This is a genomic window from Methyloversatilis universalis EHg5 (assembly GCF_000378945.1).
GTDB lineage: Bacteria > Pseudomonadota > Gammaproteobacteria > Burkholderiales > Rhodocyclaceae > Methyloversatilis > Methyloversatilis universalis_A.
Genome location: NZ_KB900539.1, coordinates 753,875 through 771,636 on the forward strand (window position 1 = coordinate 753,875; position 17,762 = coordinate 771,636).

Here is a 17,762-nt window from a genome sequence, read left to right on the forward strand (position 1 = left end):
GTTCATGTCGCTGCCTGAAGTATTCGTCGTCGATGGGGCGCGCACCCCTTTCCTGAAGTCACGCAATACGCCGGGACCGTTCGCTGCGGCCGATCTGGCGGTGGCTGCCGGCAACGCGCTGCTGGCCCGCCAGCCCTTCGCGCCGGACCGGCTGGACGAAGTCATCCTCGGTTGCGCGGCGCCGTCGGCAGACGAAGCGAACATCGGCCGCATCGCCGCACTGCGCATGGGCTGCGGCGACCGCGTGCCCGGCTGGACCGTGATGCGCAACTGCGCCAGCGGCATGCAGGCGCTGGATTCGGCCATGGCCAACATCCAGCGCGGCCGTGCCGATCTGGTGCTGGCCGGTGGCGTCGATGCGCTGTCGCGCGCCCATCTGCTGTTTTCCGACGCCATGGTGCGCTGGCTGTCGCAGTGGTACGCCGCGAAATCGCTGGGCCAGCGCGCAGCACTGCTGACGAGGTTCCGGCCCGCCATGCTGGCGCCGGTGATCGGCCTCATCCGCGGCCTGACCGATCCGGTGATCGGGCTGAACATGGGTCAGACCGCCGAAAATCTGGCCACGCGATTCGGCATCACCCGCACGCAGATGGATTTCTATGCGATGCGCTCGCATCAGCGCACCACCCGTGCGGTGGATGAAGGCGCTTTCGGCGAGATCGCCGCGCTGACCGGCAGCGACGGCACGCTGTACGCCGAGGACGACGGCCTTCGCCGCGATTCGTCGGTCGAGCGGCTGGCGAAACTGCGCCCGGTGTTTGACCGCCGGCAGGGCCGGGTGACCGCCGGCAACAGTTCGCAGGTGACCGACGGCGCGAGCTGGCTGCTGCTGGCGTCGCGCCGGGCGGTGGACCAGTACGGACTGAAGCCGCTGGGTTGCATCGTCGACAGCCAGTGGGCGGCGCTCGACCCGGCGCAGATGGGGCTCGGCCCGGTGCATGCCGCCACGCCCATCCTGCAGCGTCACGGCCTCGGCCTGAACGACCTCGACGCCTGGGAAATCAATGAAGCCTTCGCCACCCAGGTCATCGCCTGCATCGAGGCGTGGGCGTCCGGCGACTACTGCCGCGAACAGCTCGGACTGTCACAGGCGCTCGGTACGCTGGACGAAAGAAAGCTCAACGTCGACGGCGGCGCGATCGCGATCGGCCATCCGGTCGGCGCCAGTGGTGCGCGCATCGTGCTGCATCTGCTGCACGTGCTGCGCCGTCAGGGCGGCGGCCGCGGCATGGCGGCCATCTGCATCGGCGGCGGGCAGGGCGGCGCGATGCTGGTGGAGACGGTATGACTGCGGACACGAACGTGCAGGCGAACACCTTCCGCCACTGGCGGCTGGAACGCGATGCCGGCGATGTCGCCTGGCTCACCTTCGACCGTGCCGGCGAGAGCGTGAACACGCTGTCCGGCGAGGCGATGCGCGAACTGGGCGCTGTGCTCGACGTGCTCGATGCGGCGCCACCGAAGGGGCTGGTCATCCTGTCCGGCAAGACCGGCGGCTGCATCGCCGGTGCCGACATCGGCGAATTCGGTGCGGTGAAGGACGAAGCCGGCGCGCGCGACATCGTTGGCCGCGGCTGGAACCTGTTCAACCGGCTGGCGGCGGTGCGCTACCCGACCTGCGCGCTGGTGCGCGGCTTCTGTGTCGGCGGTGGCACCGAACTGTCGCTGGCCTGCCGCCACATCGTCGCGGTCGACGAGCCGGGCACCCGCTTCGCGCTGCCCGAAGTGCTGCTGGGCATCGTGCCCGGCTGGGGCGGCATGCTGCGGCTGCCGCAGCGCATCGGTGCGCCGGCGGCACTCGACATGATGCTCACCGGCCGCGCGCTCGACGCGAAGCGTGCGAAAGCGGCGGGCCTGGTCGATGAGATCGCGCCGGCGCGGCTGATGCGTGAACACGCGCGGGCCCGCGTGCTGGCCGATCCGCCGCGGCGCGCACTGCCGCTGCTGCAGCGCCTGCTGCTCGGCCCGCTGCGCGGCACGGTGGCGAAGAAGGCGCTGGAAGGCGTGGTGAAGAAGGCGGCGCGCCGCCACTACCCGGCGCCGTACGCCATCGTCGAGATATGGCGTGATTTCGGTGGCAACGCGCTGGCGGTGCCGGCCGGTCATCCGGCGTCGATGACAGCACTGGTGGCCCACCCGACCACCGCCAATCTGCAGCGGGTGTATCACCTGCGCGAGCGGCTGCGCGGCTTCGCCAAGGCGGACAGCGCGCTGCCGCCGATACGCCGGGTGCACGTGATCGGCGCCGGCGTCATGGGCGGCGACATCGCCGCCTGGTGTGCGCTGCGCGGCTTCCATGTGACGCTGCAGGACAACGGGCTGGAGCGCATCGCGCCGGCCATGCAGCGCGCGGCGAAAGCCTTCGCCCGCAAGTTCCGCCGTGACCGCAAGGCGCTGCGCGATGCGCTCGACCGGCTGGTGCCCGACCCGACCGGCGCCGGTGTGGCCGGTGCCGACCTCGTCATCGAGGCGATCTGGGAAAACCTGGACGCCAAGCGGGCCCTGATCGCCGACGTTGAACGCCGCGCGAAGCCGGATGCGCTGATCGCGACCAACACCTCCAGCCTGCGCATCGAGGACATTGCGCAGGCGCTGCAGGTGCCTGGCCGGCTGGTCGGCATCCATTTCTTCAACCCGGTGGCGAAGATGCCGCTGGTCGAAGTGGTGCGCGGCGCAGACAGTGCCGACAGCGCGGTGCAGCGCGCCGCCGCCTTCGTCGGTGCGCTCGACAAGCTGCCGCTGCCGGTGAGCAGCGCACCCGGCTTCCTGGTCAATGCGGTGCTCGGCCCCTACATGCTGGAGGCGATGAAATGCATCGACGAGGGCCTGTCGCCCGAGGTCGTGGACCGCGCCGCGCTTGATTTCGGCATGGCCATGGGGCCGGTCGAACTGGCGGATACCGTGGGGCTGGACATCGCGATGGCTGCCGGTGCCCGCCTGACCGGCGGTGCCACGCCGCCGGCCTGCCTGCAGGCGCGGGTCGATCAGGGCCATCTCGGCCGCAAGAGCGGCCGCGGCTTCTATGTCTGGAAGGACGGGCACCCCGAGCGTGCGCAGCCGGCCGCCGTACCGGCAGGCCTGACCGAGCGGCTGCTTGCGCCGCTGGTTCAGGTGACCCGCCGTTGCGTCGATAACGCTGTCGTGGGCGATGCGGATCTGGCCGACGCCGGCCTCATTTTCGGCGCCGGCTTCGCACCGTATACCGGTGGGCCGCTGCACTATGATGCGGCCTCCCATCCGCGGACCACGGCCGGAATTTCAGATGGAAACCGCGCGACAGAGCGGACAGAACAGAACACGAAACACTGAGCCTGACATATGAGCACCGTAACCGAACACCTTCCGGACGAACAACCCGCGCTGCGCATGCTGCCCATGCCGCGCGATCTCAATGCCGCTGGCGACATTTTCGGCGGCTGGGTCATGTCGCAGGTCGACGTGGCCGGCTCCATTGCCGCGATGCGCCGCACCCGCTGCCGCGTGGTGACCGTGGCGGTCAATTCATTCGTGTTCCTGCAGCCCATCACGACCCAGTACCTGGTGTCCTTCTACGCCCGTGTTGCGCGGGTGGGCACCACGTCCATCGTGGTCGATGTCGATGTGTATGCGGAAACCGGCTACGAGACTCTGCACGTGCTCAAGGTGGCGACCGCGCAGCTCACCTACGTGGCGATGAACGAGGACGGCAGCAAGCGGGCGATTCCACCCGACCCCGCCAGGCCGTGAGCAGAACCCTATCCTGCGTGCCCAGTGCCGGGGCACGCTCTGAAAGCAGCACCCATTCGATGACGCACACAGGAGGAGACATGATGCAGACGACACAGCGCCGCTACCCCGGCACCGCGATGAAGGTACTGGCCATCGTGCTGGGCGCCTTCGGTTCCGCGGCCAGCCACGCCGCCGCCTTCCAGCTGCTCGAAGGCAATGCGAGCGGTCTGGGCAATGCCTATGCGGGCAGTGCCGCCGTGGCCGAGGACGCCAGCACGGTGTTTTTCAATCCGGCAGGCATGACGCTGCTGCCCGGTCGCAATGTCGCCTTCTCGGTCGATCTGGTGCGGCCTTCTGCGAAGTTCAGCAATCAAGGGTCGTCCAATGCGCTGCTGCAGGGCTCCGGTGGCAATGGCGGCGACGCGGGCGATCTGGCCGCCGTGCCGGCCGGCTATCTGACCTGGCAGCTCAACGACAGGGTCACGCTGGGTCTTGGCCTGGGCGCCCCCTTTGGACTGAAGACCGAATACACGCCGGAGTGGGTCGGCCGTTTCCACGCGCTGAAGAGCGAACTGAAAACGATCAACGTGAATCCGTCCGTTGCCTTCAAGGTGAATGACAAGCTGTCGGTGGGTGCGGGCCTCAACTTCCAGCGCATCGAAGCGGACCTCACCAGCCTGGTTAATTACAGCGCTGTGATCGCTCAGGTTTCGGGCGGCGGGCTGCTGCTGCCGGGCGTGGCGGGTCGCGCACGCATCGAGGGCGATGACACCGCCTGGGGCTGGAACGTCGGCCTGATCTATCAGCTGTCGCCGGAAACCCGGCTGGGCCTGGCTTACCGCTCCAAGGTGGATTACACGCTGAAGGGCACCGCGTCCTTCGACGGCGCGAATTCGGGCAGCGTGGGCGGCAATGCCATCATCGCCGGCTTCAACGCGTCGCGCGGTGGCAATGTCCGCGCCGAAGTCGAACTGCCGGATGTGGCGACCTTCAGCGTGGTGCAGAAGATTTCGGATCGCTGGACCATGATGGGTGACGTGGCCTGGACCGGCTGGTCTTCGCTGCAGGAACTGCGCATCGACAACGTGAATGGCATCAATGTGTCGACCGAGGAACTGAAGTGGCGTGACACCTGGCGTGTCGCCTTTGGCGGTACCTATGCCTGCAGCGATGCGCTGAGCCTGAAGTTCGGTCTGGCCTGGGACCAGACGCCAGTGCGTGACACCACCCGCCTGCCGCGGGTGCCGGACGATGACCGCGTCTGGCTGTCGGTCGGTCTGCAGTGGCGCCCGGACTCGACCTCCGCGGTTGACGTCGGCTATGCCCATCTGTTCGTCAAGGATTCCAGCGTGAACAACACCGGCGGCAACGCGGCCGCCAAGGGCACGCTGGTAGGCCAGTACGAGAACTCGGTCGATATTCTCGGCGTGCAGTACTCGACCCGCTTCTGAGTCTTTCCCCGCAGTACCTGACCCGGTCGTCGAGGCGGCCGGGTCGCCTCTCCCGGGAGTCCGCATCGTGACATCCTCCAGATTCCGCATCCGTCGCGTCGCCGTACTGGGCGCTGGCGTGATGGGCGCGCAGATCGCCGCCCACTGCGCCAACGCGAACGTTCCCGTCATCCTGTTCGACCTCGCCGCCAGGGAAGGCGATCCGGATGCCATCGTCAGGCGCGCTGTCGCCGGCCTGAAGAAGCTCGAACCGGCGCCGCTGGCCACCGCCGACCGGGCGGCCCATATCGAGGTGGCGAACTACGACCGCGACGCCCACCGGCTCGCCGAATGCGATCTGGTGATCGAGGCGATTGCCGAGCGCATGGACTGGAAGCACGGCCTGTACGCCAAGGTCGCGCCGCATCTGCGCAGCGATGCGATCTTCGCCACCAACACCTCCGGCCTGTCGATCAATGCGCTGGCCGATGGCTGCCCGGAGGCGATGCGCAGCCGCTTCTGCGGCGTGCATTTCTTCAACCCGCCGCGCTACATGGCGCTGGTCGAACTGATTCCAGCGCATGGCACCGACAGTGCGCTGCTCGACCGGCTGGAGGACTTCCTCACCACCACGCTGGGCAAGAACGTGGTGCGCGCGCTCGACACGCCCAACTTCGTCGCCAACCGCATCGGCGTGTTCTCGATGCTGGCGGCGATGCACCACACGGTGCGGCTGGGCCTCGGTTTCGACGAGGTCGACGCGCTGACCGGCCCGGCCATCGGCCGGCCGAAGTCGGCCACCTACCGCACCGCCGACGTGGTCGGCCTCGACACCCTGCTGCACGTGGTCAAGACCATGACCGACAACCTGCAGGGCGACCCCTGGCATCGTCATTACGTCGCACCGGCGTGGCTGGCTGCACTGGTCGAGCGTGGCGCGCTCGGTCAGAAGACCAAGGCCGGCGTCTATCGCAAGGACGGCAAGGCGATCAAGGTGCTGGACCTCGCGCTGCAGGATTACCGCGACGCAGCCGGCGCCATTGCCGACGAGGTGCAGACGATGCTGGCCGAGCGTGACCCGGCGATGAAGCTGGCCGCGCTGCGCGCAAGCGCGCACCCGCAGGCGCAGTTCCTGTGGTCCATCTTCCGCGACGTGTTCCATTACGTCGCGGTGCATCTGGGCGATATCGCGCACAACGCGCGCGACGTCGACTTCGCGATGCGCTGGGGCTTCGGCTGGAGTGCCGGCCCGTTCGAAACCTGGCAGGGCGCCGGCTGGCAGCAGGTCGCTGAATGGTTGCGTGAGGACATCGCCGCCGGCCGCGCGATGTCGGACGCGCCGCTGCCGGCCTGGGTGTTTGAGCGCCATGGCGTGCATGAGGCAGCCGGCTCGTGGTCCGCATCCGCCGCGAAGCCGGAGCCGCGCAGCGTGTCGCCGCGCCAGCTCTTTCCGGAGCGCATGCCGGCCGAAGTGCCGCGTACAACGCATACCGTGTGGGAAGGCGATGAAGTGCGGCTGTGGACGCTGGACGACGCCGACGGCGAGCGGGTGCCGGTGCTGTCCTTCAAGAGCCGCCTGTCCTGCGTCGGTCCGAAGGTGCTGGATGGCCTGCGCGAAGCGATCGCGCGCGCCGAGCGCGATTTCGACGGTCTGGTGATCTGGCAGCCGCAAGGGCCGTTCTCGGTCGGCGCCAACCTGAAGCAGATCCGCCCGGTGCTCGAAGCGGGCGACTTCGTGACGCTGGACCGGGTGATCAACGACTTCCAGCAGGCGTCGATGGCGATCAAGTACGCCCAGGTGCCGGTCATCACCGCGGTGCAGAACATGGCGCTCGGTGGCGGCTGCGAGTTCGTCATGCATTCGCCGCGCGCGGTGGTGGCGCTCGAAAGCTATATCGGTCTGGTCGAAGCGGGCGTCGGCCTGATTCCGGCCGGCGGCGGCTGCAAGGAATTCGCCATCCGTGCCGCGCGGGCGGCCGAGAGTTCGGCGACGAAGGACCCGATGAATTCCCTGCAGTCGGTGTTCCAGACCATCGCCATGGCGAACGTGTCGAAGAGTGCGCGTCACGCGCAGGAACTGGGTCTGCTGAAGCAGGACGACGTGGTCGTCATGCACGCCGGCGAACTGCTGTACGTCGCGCGCCGCAACGCGGTGGCGATGGCCGACAGCGCGTGGCGTCCGCCGCTGCCGGCGGTCGATATTCCAGTGGCCGGTCGCAGCGGCATCGCCACGCTGGACATGATGCTGGTGAACATGCGCGAGGGCGGCATGATTTCGGCGCACGACTACCGCGTCGCGCATGCGTCGGCGACCGCGCTGTGCGGCGGCGACATCGAAACCGGCACACGCGTGAACGAACAGTGGCTGCTCGAAGTCGAGCGCGCGCTGTTCGTCGATCTGCTAAAGACGAAGGAAACGCAGGCGCGCATCGCGCACATGATGGACACCGGCAAGCCGCTGCGGAACTGACGGGAGATTCGCGATGAAACAGATACAGGATGTCTACATCGTCGCCGCGAAGCGCACGCCGGTGGCGAAGAAGGGCGGTGCCTTCCGCCACGTGCGGCCGGACGACATGCTGGCGCACGCGCTGCGCGGCGTGGTCGACGCGGTGCCCGAATTCGACCTGAACGACATCGGCGACGTGGTGGTCGGCTGCGCGATGCCGGAAGGCGAGCAGGGCATGAACGTGGCTCGCATCGGCCTGCTGCTGGCCGGTTTTCCGGTGTCGGTGCCCGGCGTCACGGTGAACCGCTTCTGCGCCAGCGGCCTCAATGCGGTGGCCGACGCAGCGCTGAAGATCATGACCGGCCAGTGCGACATCGCCATCGGCGCCGGCACCGAGTCGATGACGGTGATGCCCACCATGATGGGCAACAAGGTGAGCGTGAATCCGCGTGCCTTCGAGTCGCCGGAGAACGTGGCCATCGCCTACGGCATGGGTTTGACTGCAGAGAAGGTGGCGCACAGGTACGCGGTGTCGCGCGAGGACCAGGACGCCTTCGCGCTGGCGTCGCACCGCAAGGCGCTGGCGGCTCAGGCGGCCGGGCGTTTCGGTGACGAAATACTGCCCTACACGGTGCGCAGCCATCTGCCCGATCTGGCGGGCAATACGGTGCGCATCGTCGAGCAGGTGGTCGGCGCCGACGAAGGTCCGCGCGCCGACTCCAGCGCCGAAGGCCTGGCGAAGCTGCGGCCGGCGTTCGCTGCGCGCGGCTCGGTCACCGCCGGCAACAGTTCGCAGATGTCCGACGGTGCGGCCGCGGTGCTGCTGATGTCGGAAGCGGCGGTGCAGCGCACCGGTGCGACACCGATCGCCCGCTTCCGCAGTTTCGCGGTCGCCGGCGTGCCGCCGGAAATCATGGGCATCGGCCCGGTCGAGGCGATTCCGCGTGCGCTGAAGCAGGCCGGCATCGCGCAGGCCGACATTGACTGGATAGAACTGAACGAAGCCTTCGCCGCACAGGCGCTGGCAGTGATGCGCACGCTGGATATCGATCCGGCAAAGGTGAATCCGCTGGGCGGCGCGATCGCGCTCGGCCACCCGCTGGGCGCCACCGGCGCCATCCGCACCGCCACCGTCATCGCCGCGATGCAGCGCGGCGAGGCGCGCACTGGCATGGTGACCATGTGCATCGGCACCGGCATGGGGGCGGCGGGCCTGTTCGAGAAGGTGTGAGCGGCAGGGCCGGACCGCAGGCTTCAGTTCAGGCCGCCCGCTGGCGGTATAAGCTCGCGCCTTCGTACCTGAGACCGCCCTGCACATGAAATCGAATGATTCCGGCCGCATCCTGACTGCGCTGTCCGAAGGTGTGGCCACGCTCACCATGTCGCGGCCTGCGCGGCGCAATGCCTACACGACCGCGATGATGCAGGCCCTGCGCGAAGCGGTCGAACGGGTGCTGCCGGACCCGGAATGTCGCGTGCTGCTGCTGCGCGGCGACGGCGCCAGTTTCAGTGCCGGCGGCGACGTGCACGAGTTTTCGCAGAGCCTGCCGCTGGACGCGCCGGCGCGTCTGGCCACCTTTCAAGCGCTGGTCGACAACTGGGTCAATCCGGTCATTCTCGCGCTGCGTGCGGCGCACCAGCCGGTGCTGGCCGCGGTGCGCGGCGACTGCGTGGGCTACGGCTTTTCGCTGATGCTGGCATCCGACATCGCGATCGCGGCCGAGGACGCGCTGTTCTCGACCGCCGGTATCGGACTGGCCCAGCCGGGCGCTGGCGGCCAGTCGCACTTCCTGTTGCGCGCACTGGGCGAGCGCCGGGCGCGCGAACTGATGTGGAGCGCGCGCCGCTTCGATGCGCACGAGGCGAAGGCACTGGGCCTGATCGAGCGGGTGGTGCCGGTGGATGAATTCGATGCTGCGGTCGCTGCCGAAGCCGCGCGACTGGCAGCGGGGCCGCGCCACGGCTGGGCGGAAATCAAGCGCCTGCTCAATTCATCCGGTCAGCCGCTGGCGCAGCAGCTGGCCGACGAGGCGGCAGCCTTCGGCCGCTGTGCGGCCACCCGCGATTTTGCGGAAGCGGTGACCGCCTTCATCGAGCGGCGCAAGCCGGGCTTCGAGGGGCGCTGAGTCACCGCCCAGGGCCAACCTCAGTAGCCGGCGACGATGTCGCGTTTCATCGGCGCGAGCCGGCGCAGCAGTTCGTTCTTTTCGGCCGTGCCGGTGTGGCGGTCCAGCACGACGCGCAGCATGTCGACCAGTGCGTCGAACTCGGCTTCGCTGATCTGTGCGTCGACATGGGTTTTCTTCATGTCCTCACCTTCGTAGTCGCACTGCCCGCCGGCCACGTTGCAGATGAACATGGCGATGCTGTGCTTCAGGTGCTTCACCTTGATGCCTTCGAAGGAGCGGCGGGTACGCGGATCGGTGACGATGACGTCGATCAGGTCATCGACGATGAGCTGTATGCCAGGCTCGCCACCCAGTCCGCGGTACAGCGCGTCGTCCTCGCGCAGGTGGGTACAGCCGGCGAGCAGCGTCAGGACCGCGATCAGCAGCAGACGGATGTGGGCACGATTCATGCGGGTGTTCCTTTGGTGCGACACCCGGATATCGGAGTCGCACGTTGCGGTCTTGAGTCGTTGTAAGCTCTTTCGGACTTTTGATCAAATTTCCCACGAATGAAGACATTCCGCCCCTGCCTGACCGTGCTGACCGGCGTGTTCGCGCTCGCCACAGGCGGCGCATGGGCGGACGACGCGCCCCTGCGCCTGTCCGGCTGGCAGTCAGCCGCAGGGCCAGTGCAGGCGGTTGTCGAGCTGCCGGCCACCGGGTCCGGTGACGCGGCGCCTGACTCACCGCCCACGCCGGCGCCCGGACTGCGCAGCGGTGACCGCCTGATCGCCACCGGCGGCGTGAGCCAGATCGAAGGCGCGGCTGGCGGCGGTCTCAATCCGTGGGCGGTAATCGCCGGCTACGGCACGCGCGAACAGGTCGGTGCCTCCGCTTTCCACACACGGCTGCGTACCCGCGGCGGCTTTCAGCTGGAATCGAGCGGCATCGCGGTCGGCCTGTGGAACCGGGTCGAACTGTCGGCCGCCACCCAGCGTTTCGGGCTGTCGGACACGGTGCCCGGCCAGTCGATAGACCTCGACGTGATCGGTGCCAAGGTGAGGCTGTTCGGCGATGCGGTGTATGACCAGGACCGCTGGTGGCCGCAGGTGTCGGTCGGTCTGAGCTGGAAGCACAACCGCGATTTCGGTCTGGTCCCCACACTTCTTGGCGCGCAGCGCAAATCGGACATCGAAGCCTATGTGGCGGCGACCAAGGTGTATCTGGGCCTGGCGGGCGGCTACAACCTGCTGACCAATGTGACGCTGCAGGCCACCCGGGCCAACCAGTTCGGCCTGCTCGGCTTTGGCGGCGACAAGTCCGACGACTACAGGCTGATGCCGGCCGCCTCGGTCGCTGTGCTGCTGCGCGACAACCTCGCGCTGGGCATCGAGTACCGCGAGAAGCCGGACAACCTGTCGGCCTTCCGCGAACAGGCAGCTTCCGACGTGTTCGTCGCCTGGTTCCCGTACAAGAACTTCTCGCTTACCGCCGCCCAGGTCGACCTGGGTAATGTGGCGGACAAGCCGCGTCAGCGCGCCTGGTATCTGTCCGGTCAGCTGTCCTTCTGAGACGGCTGCGGCCGCTGTCGCTGCGACATTTGTAGCGCACTGCGGCTGAGACAGCTGTCTCTGTTCGTCCGCCCGGTGTCTCAGTGAGTCACTCACTTCTCGCGGGGGGATTTTTCCCTTTCTCTGCAAACCACCGTCCCGTCTGGAAAAGCGTGCGCGGGCCTGTCGTCACGGCCTCCGTGGCACGAATGCTGCAGACATTCCTGCGCGCATGTCTTCGGAACGCGGTCGTTCCATGTGCCGGTCGAAAAAAATCGGGGCCGGCAGCAGGCCTGCGCATTCACAACATTGGAGGAAGCCTGATGAACAAGAACAGCGGCCGCACCCTGCGGCCCAGTGCAGTGAGTACCCTTGCCGGCAGTCTGCTGGCAGCCCTGCTGCTGGCACCGGTTGTCGCGCATGCCGAAGATCCGGAACCGCCGCTCGGCATCAACGTGCTGGAAGCCACCTTCAAGTGGCGCCCGAACTACGTCAGCGACGACATGCTGATCCACGCCGACAAGGACGCCAACAACTGGCTGCACTACGGCAAGGACTACCAGGCCACGCGCTTCTCGCAGCTGCGTCAGGTGACCCAGGACAATGTGAAGAAGCTGGTGCCGAAGTGGAACCTGTCCTTCGGTGTCAATGACGCGCAGGACAGCCAGACCACCGTGGTGAATGGCCGCATCTACGTGACCGCCAGCCAGAACAAGGTGTTCTCGATCGACGGCGCCACCGGCCGCATGCTGTGGAAGTACGAGCGCTCGCTGCCGGGCGATCTCGGCCCGCGCCTGTGCTGCGAAGCGGTGAACCGTGGTGTCGCGGTGTACAAGGACATGGTCTACATGGCCACCCTGGACACCCACGTGGTCGCGCTGAACAACACCACCGGCAAGGTGGTGTGGGAGAAGAAGCTCGGCGATTACACGAGCGGCGAAATCTATACCTCGATGCCGCTGGTCGCTGACGGCAAGATCGTGGTCGGCAACTCCGGCGGCGACGTCGGCGCCAACGTCGGCAAGATCACTGCGCTCGATCCGGACACCGGTGAAATCGTGTGGCAGACCACCACCCGCCCGACCGATGCCAAGGACCCGAACGCCAAGACCTGGGCCAACGACTCGTGGCGTACCGGCGGCGGATCCGCCTGGCTGACCGGCAACTACGACCCCAAGAGCAACACGATCTACTGGGGCGTGGGCAACCCGGCGCCTGACTTCGATCCGAGCGTGCGCAAGGGCGACAACCTGTACACCAATTCCACGCTGATGATGGATGCGCGTACCGGCAAGATCAAGAACCACTTCCAGTACACGCCGAACGACGCCTGGGATTACGACGGCAACAACGAAACCATCCTGGTGGATGACGAGAAGGGCCGCAAGGTGTGGCTGCACGGCGACCGCAACGGTCACCTGTACTCGATCGACCGCGTCACCGGCAAGTGCAACTGGGTGGTGCCGATCGCACGCGTGAACTGGGTGACCGGCTTCTCCGACAACTGCCGTCCCATCGTCAATCCGGAGAAGGTGCCGGGCTACGACAAGGTCGCCAAGGACATCGCGCCGATTCTCGACGGTGGCAAGGAATGGCACCCGGCGGCGTACAGCCCGAAGACCAAGCTGCTCTACGTGCCCTACATCGACAGCTCGATGGACATCCAGGCCAAGAAGATGGAATGGAAGCGCGGCGAGTGGTACCTGTCGTCCAAGGTGCTGAAGGCCAACCCCTACACCGGCGGCATCAAGGCGTTCAATGCCACCACCGGCGAACAGGTGTGGTCGCGTCCGCAGAGCACGCCGGCAACCAGCGGCATGCTGGCCACCGCGGGTGGCGTGGTGTTCGCGGGTGATGCCGAGGGCTGGTTCCACGCCATGCGTGACGACACCGGTGAGGCGCTGTGGCGCTTCAATGTCGGCACCGGCATCCACGGCAATCCGACCACCTTCACGGTGGACGGCAAGCAGTTCGTGGCCATCGTGTATGGCCCGGGCGGCGGCAGCCTGTGGCCGCTGGTGTATGACGAGCTGTTCAAGCACCAGAACCGCGGCGGCGGCATGATGATCTTCGGCCTGTCCGAGTAATGGAGCAGGGGCGCCCGCAAGGGCGCCCCATGTCGCGATGACGATTTCGATCAAGACATCCGCTGTGCTGCGCATCGCTGCCTGCCTGCTGGGTCTGGCGGCACTGCCGGCGGCACACGCGGCACCCCTGAACGCCTGCGTGGTCGAGGGCAATGCGCCCTTCTCGTCGCGCGACGGCGGTGCGAAGGGGCTGGACATCGAGGTGATGCAGGCGGTGGCTGCCCGCATGGGTCGCGACCTGCAGCTCACCTGGGTCACCGTGCCCGCCCGCGGCGGCATGGGCAAGGCGCTCAAGCAGACGGTGCAGGCCGGCACCTGCGAACTGTTCGTCGGTCTGCCCGAAACCACAGGCGGTGGCGAAGATCTGGCCGAACGCGATCTGCTTGCCTCGAAGCCCTACGCCTCGGTCGGCTACGCACTGGTGGTGCCGGCAGCGAGCAAGGCAAAGGCGCTGGGCGATCTGCGCGCGGCACGCGTGGGCGGTATCACCGCCACGCCGGCTGACCTGCATCTGCTGGCCGGCGGCTACAACCGCACGCCTTACGGCAGCGTGAGCCAGATGCTGGAGGCGGTGGCTCGCGGCGAACTGGGCGGCGCACTGGTGTGGTCCGGCCGTCTGGCCGAAACGCCGCTGCCGGCCTCGCTCAGGCTGGCTCAGGTCCTGCGCGACCCGACCCTGACCACCCGTTTCGTCATCGCCTACCGGCGCGCCGATGCGGCGCTGGGCGGCGAACTCGACGCGGCGCTGGCGGCTTTCGCGGCCGACGGCACGCTGGACGCGCTGGCGCGCAAGGCGGGCTTCCCGTGAGCACAGGAGCCGTCATGCAGTACTCATTGCGTTTCATGCTGGCTGCCGGCCTGACGACGGCGAACGTTTCCCTGGCCTTCGGCAACGACATTCCGGCGGTGAATCCGCTGGCCAGTGACCCGAAGGCTGCGCAGGCGGGCGAAGAACTGTTCGGCCGCAACTGCCAGCAGTGCCACAACTCGCGAGGCAAGGGTGGCAAGGGGCCGCAGCTGGTCAAGGGCGCCTGGGGCCCGGGCGGTGCGAACAGCGACGGCTACATGTACGGAATCATCGCCAACGGCCGGCCCAACACCCAGATGGGCGGCTTCGGTCCGGCACTCAAGCCGGAAGAGATATGGCAGATCGTCGCCTTTCTGCGCGAGGAAGCGAAGCGGGTGAAGGCGGCCGAAAAGGCCAAGGCCGGCGCCGAAGACGATCTCTGGTTCTGATCCCGCATCCGGCCGAGCCGGATGCCCGTGCGGCAGCCCGCAGCGGCTGACCGCGCTCGACTATCCATATGGAGTTCACCCGATGCAACACACACTGATCCGCGGCGCTGCCGCCTGCGCGCTTGCCGCCGCTCTGGCGCTGGGCGCAGCCTCCGTTTCCGCCTTCGGTCCGGGCGGCCCCACCGGCCCGGCCGGTGCTGCCTCCGAGAGCGATGCCAGCAAGGGCGAAGAGCTGTTCGGCCGCAACTGCCAGCAGTGCCACAACTCGCGTGGCAAGGGCGGCAAGGGTCCGCAGCTGGTCAAGGGTGCCTGGGGTCCGGGCGGCGCGAACAGCGACGACTACATGTTCAAGATCATTTCCGAAGGCCGGCCCAACACCCAGATGGGCGGCTTCGGCCCGGCGCTGAAGGTCGAAGAGATCCGCCAGATCATCGCCTTCCTGCGCGAAGAGGCGAAGCGCGTGCAGGCGGCTGACCGCAAGGCGTCCACCGAGGACGAAGGCCAGTGGTTCTGATGAACCGGGCTGCATCCCGACTCCGCGAGGGGTGTGTCACGCCGTACAGGGGGTGATTTCCCTGTCGTCTCAAAAGCCCTGTCTCGGCTGAGGCGGGTGACCGGATGAGACACCGCCGCACGTGATCCGGGTGACCGCGTGCGGCCCGTTCTTTAAATCCTTGTATTCATTCGAATTGGATCTTTCCTGATCGGCCTTTGAGGCCGTCGTGGCGTGTGGCACGTGATCTGCCCTGTGAGACGGGCATCCCACTGTCCGCGGGATGCCGGTGTCCGCCGCTTTCCGCGGCGGGCATCTGGCCCACGAAAACGGAGTCGGAAGCCGGAGGAGGCTGACCCGACACCGCTCACAGGAGATATCCATAATGAAACACTCCCCCTCGCTGCGCCTGCTGCCTGGCCTGGCGGCTCTGGCACTGGCCTTTCCTGCGGCCGCTGCCGATCCGGAGCCGCCGCTCGGCGTAAACAAGCTCGAAGCCACTTTCAAGTGGCGTCCGAACTACGTGAGCGACGACATGCTCATGAACGCCGACAAGGACGCCGGCAACTGGCTCAACTACGGCAAGGGCTACGACGCCACCCGCTTCAGCCAGCTCGGCCAGATCAACCGCGACAACATCGACCGGCTGGTGCCGGTGTGGAACCTGTCCTTCGGCGTGAATGACGCGCAGGACAGCCAGGCCATCGCGGTCAACGGCACGCTGTACGTGACCGCCAGCCAGAACAAGGTGTTCGCGGTCGATGGCGCGACCGGCCGCATCAAGTGGAAGTACGAACACTCGCTGCCCGGCGATCTCGGCCCCTTCCTGTGCTGCGAGGCGATCAACCGCGGCGTGGCGGTGTACAAGGACATGGTGTACATGGCGACACTGGATACCCGTGTCGTCGCGCTCAATGCCACTACCGGCAAGGTGGTGTGGGATGTAAAGCTGGGCGACTACACCAGTGGCGACATCTACACCTCGGCGCCGCTGGTGGTGCGCAACAAGGTGATCGTCGGCAACTCCGGTGGTGATCTGGGCGGCAACGCCGGCCGCATCACCGCCCTCGATCCGGACACCGGCGCCAAGGTCTGGGAAACCTTCACCCGCCCGACCAGCCCGGACCACCCGGTGGCCAAGACCTGGGCCAACGATTCGTGGCAGAACGGCGGGGCTTCGGCCTGGCTCACCGGCTCGTACGACGTCGAAACCAACACCCTGCTGTGGGGCGGCGGCAACCCGGCGCCGGATTTCGATCCGCATGTGCGCAAGGGCGACAACCTGTACAGCGATTCCACCATCGCGATGGACCCGGACACCGGCAGGATCAAGTTCCACTTCCAGTACACGCCGAACGACGCCTGGGACTACTCCGGCAACAACGAAACCATCCTGATCGACGACGACAAGGGTCGCAAGGTGTGGCTGCACGGCGACCGCAACGGCCACCTGTACTCGATCGATCGCACCAACGGCAAGTGCAACTGGGTGGTGCCGATCGCGCGCGTGAACTGGGTGAAGAGCTGGGCCGACAACTGCCGGCCCATCGTCAATCCGGACAAGATTCCGCAGTACGACAAGCTGGTGACCGACATCGCGCCGGTGCTCGACGGCGGCAAGGAATGGCATCCGGCCACCTACAGCCACCGCACCAAGCTGGTCTACATCCCCTTCATCGACAGCTCGATGAACATCCAGCTCAAGCGCGACCAGCAGTTCGAGCGCGGCAAGTGGTGGCTGCGTTCGCGCGAACTGACGGTCAATCCCTACACCGGCGGCGTGAAGGCCTTCAACGCCACCACCGGCAAGCTGGTGTGGACGCGGCCGCAGAGCTATCCGGCGACCAGCGGCCTGCTGTCGACCGCGGGCGGGCTGGTGTTCTCCGGCGACGCCGCCGGCTTCCTGAACGCGCTGCACGACGAAACCGGCGAAGCCATGTGGCGCTTCAACGTTGGCGCAGGCATCCACGGCAACCCGACCACCTTCACGGTGGATGGCAAGCAGTACGTGTCCATCGTGTACGGCCCGGGCGGCGGCAGCCTGTGGCCGCTGGTCTATGACGAGTTCTTCCGTCACCAGAACCGCGGCGGCGGAATGATGGTGTTCGCGGTACAGAAGTGATGACGGCGGCCCGTCGGTGCCGCCGTACCGCCGGGCCGCTCCGACCGTGTTGAAGGAGAGGTGCGGGATGCTGAAGGGAAATTCGATGACGTGGCGGGTGGCCGCCTGTGCGCTGTGGGTCACCGCGGCAGCGCCGATGGCGGATGCGCTGGCCATGGGCGCCGGCAATGCGCCGGCGGCCCCGCCGACGGCCAGCGTCGAGGACGCCCGCAAGGGCGAGGAGCTGTTCGGCCGCAACTGCCAGCAGTGCCACAACTCGCGTGGCAAGGGCGGCAAGGGGCCGCAGCTGGTGAAGGGCGCCTGGGGTCCGGGCGGCGCCAACAGTGACGACTACATGTTCAGGATCATCGCCGACGGGCGACCGAATACGCAGATGGGCGGCTGGCGCAACAGCCTGAGCGAACAGGAAATGCGCCAGATCATCGCCTTCCTGCGGGAAGAGTCGCGTCGCGTCGCCATTGCCGAACGCAAGGCTGGCGCCGAGGACGACGAACTGCACTGGTACTGAGCGGGACGGGCGGCCGGCATCGGGCGGACCGCACGCCCGCCCGATGCCGGTCATAACGGAAGTCCGGTCAG

The 17,762-nt window shown here is 67.3% G+C and carries 15 protein-coding genes; 14 read left to right on the top strand and 1 reads right to left on the bottom strand.

The genetic code is table 11. The features are described 5' to 3' along the window. Positions 1-4: 4 nt before the first annotated feature. From METUNV2_RS0103500 to METUNV2_RS0103530, 7 genes are all read left to right on the top strand, one after another. Complete coding sequence (locus METUNV2_RS0103500; RefSeq protein WP_018228119.1) at positions 5-1,288, top strand: acetyl-CoA C-acetyltransferase; 1,284 nt, start codon at positions 5-7, stop codon at positions 1,286-1,288. After that, positions 1,285-3,309, top strand: a complete 2,025-nt coding sequence (locus METUNV2_RS0103505) for a 3-hydroxyacyl-CoA dehydrogenase NAD-binding domain-containing protein (protein ID WP_018228120.1) — start codon at positions 1,285-1,287, stop codon at positions 3,307-3,309. The genes METUNV2_RS0103500 and METUNV2_RS0103505 overlap by 4 nt, the downstream gene beginning before the upstream one ends. Positions 3,310-3,318: 9 nt before the next feature. Beyond that, positions 3,319-3,726: an acyl-CoA thioesterase gene (locus tag METUNV2_RS0103510; protein ID WP_018228121.1), complete on the top strand. Its 408-nt coding sequence runs from the start codon at positions 3,319-3,321 to the stop codon at positions 3,724-3,726. An 80-nt stretch (positions 3,727-3,806) separates the two neighbouring features. After that, positions 3,807-5,159 carry an OmpP1/FadL family transporter gene (locus METUNV2_RS0103515; protein ID WP_018228122.1) on the top strand — a complete coding sequence of 451 codons (1,353 nt, stop codon included), beginning with the start codon at positions 3,807-3,809 and terminating at the stop codon, positions 5,157-5,159. A 67-nt stretch (positions 5,160-5,226) separates the two neighbouring features. Continuing rightward, a complete protein-coding gene (locus tag METUNV2_RS0103520; protein ID WP_036271165.1) occupies positions 5,227-7,608 on the top strand; it encodes a 3-hydroxyacyl-CoA dehydrogenase/enoyl-CoA hydratase family protein in 2,382 nt (793 codons plus the stop codon). Positions 7,609-7,621: 13 nt separating this feature from the next. Continuing rightward, positions 7,622-8,818 carry an acetyl-CoA C-acyltransferase gene (locus METUNV2_RS0103525; RefSeq protein ID WP_018228124.1) on the top strand — a complete coding sequence of 399 codons (1,197 nt, stop codon included), beginning with the start codon at positions 7,622-7,624 and terminating at the stop codon, positions 8,816-8,818. Between the two features lie 85 nt (positions 8,819-8,903). Then, the gene (locus METUNV2_RS0103530) at positions 8,904-9,713 is read left to right on the top strand and encodes an enoyl-CoA hydratase-related protein (protein WP_018228125.1); all 810 of its coding nucleotides are present in this window, start codon (positions 8,904-8,906) and stop codon (positions 9,711-9,713) included. Between the two features lie 20 nt (positions 9,714-9,733). Here the strand turns inward: METUNV2_RS0103530 and METUNV2_RS0103535 are convergent, their stop codons facing one another. Continuing rightward, positions 9,734-10,165 (bottom strand): group I truncated hemoglobin, encoded by a 432-nt coding sequence (locus tag METUNV2_RS0103535; RefSeq protein WP_018228126.1) that lies wholly within the window; start codon positions 10,163-10,165, stop codon positions 9,734-9,736. Between the two features lie 99 nt (positions 10,166-10,264). Here METUNV2_RS0103535 and METUNV2_RS0103540 point away from each other — a divergent pair, with 99 nt between their 5' ends. The 7 genes from METUNV2_RS0103540 (at position 10,265) to METUNV2_RS0103570 (ending at position 17,691) form a co-directional block, all read left to right on the top strand. Next, complete coding sequence (locus METUNV2_RS0103540; protein WP_018228127.1) at positions 10,265-11,266, top strand: DUF3034 family protein; 1,002 nt, start codon at positions 10,265-10,267, stop codon at positions 11,264-11,266. A gap of 302 nt (positions 11,267-11,568) precedes the next feature. Beyond that, positions 11,569-13,332, top strand: coding sequence for a PQQ-dependent dehydrogenase, methanol/ethanol family (locus tag METUNV2_RS0103545; protein WP_018228128.1), 1,764 nt, complete (start codon positions 11,569-11,571; stop codon positions 13,330-13,332). A 37-nt stretch (positions 13,333-13,369) separates the two neighbouring features. After that, positions 13,370-14,140, top strand: coding sequence for a substrate-binding periplasmic protein (locus METUNV2_RS0103550; protein WP_018228129.1), 771 nt, complete (start codon positions 13,370-13,372; stop codon positions 14,138-14,140). A 14-nt stretch (positions 14,141-14,154) separates the two neighbouring features. Next, entirely contained in the window at positions 14,155-14,568 is a 414-nt protein-coding gene (locus tag METUNV2_RS0103555; protein ID WP_018228130.1) for a c-type cytochrome, read from the top strand. Between the two features lie 82 nt (positions 14,569-14,650). After that, the gene (locus METUNV2_RS0103560) at positions 14,651-15,082 is read left to right on the top strand and encodes a c-type cytochrome (RefSeq protein ID WP_018228131.1); all 432 of its coding nucleotides are present in this window, start codon (positions 14,651-14,653) and stop codon (positions 15,080-15,082) included. Positions 15,083-15,446: 364 nt separating this feature from the next. Further along, entirely contained in the window at positions 15,447-17,183 is a 1,737-nt protein-coding gene (locus METUNV2_RS0103565; protein ID WP_018228132.1) for a PQQ-dependent dehydrogenase, methanol/ethanol family, read from the top strand. Between the two features lie 67 nt (positions 17,184-17,250). After that, entirely contained in the window at positions 17,251-17,691 is a 441-nt protein-coding gene (locus METUNV2_RS0103570; protein ID WP_018228133.1) for a c-type cytochrome, read from the top strand. The last annotated feature ends 71 nt before the right edge of the window (positions 17,692-17,762 follow it).